The organism is Gilvimarinus sp. 1_MG-2023 (genome assembly GCF_030548285.1).
Genome location: NZ_JAUOSC010000945.1, coordinates 1 through 276 on the forward strand (window position 1 = coordinate 1; position 276 = coordinate 276).

1 protein-coding gene is annotated in these 276 nt (G+C 56.2%); it reads left to right on the forward strand.

The genetic code is table 11. The features are described from left to right. Window positions 1-276, forward strand: a 276-nt coding sequence (locus Q4563_RS19655; RefSeq protein WP_303605717.1) for a S24 family peptidase, incomplete at both ends; no start/stop codon positions are given.

Sequence of the window (276 nt, forward strand, 5' to 3'; positions counted from 1 at the left end):
TCTCAAGGCACTGGCACGCAAAGGCGCAATCGCCATCATGCCCGGTGCCTCCCGGGGTATCCGGATTATCGGCACGGAACCGGAAGGCCTGCCAGTCGTTGGCCGCGTGGCTGCCGGTGAGCCGATCCTTGCCCAGGAACATATCGAGGAATATTGCAGCTTGCCCGCCAATTTCTTCAAGCCAAGTGCCGATTATCTGCTGGAAGTACAAGGCGACAGCATGAAAAACGTCGGGATTTTTAATGGCGACCTGATTGCGGTACACAAGTGTGAAAG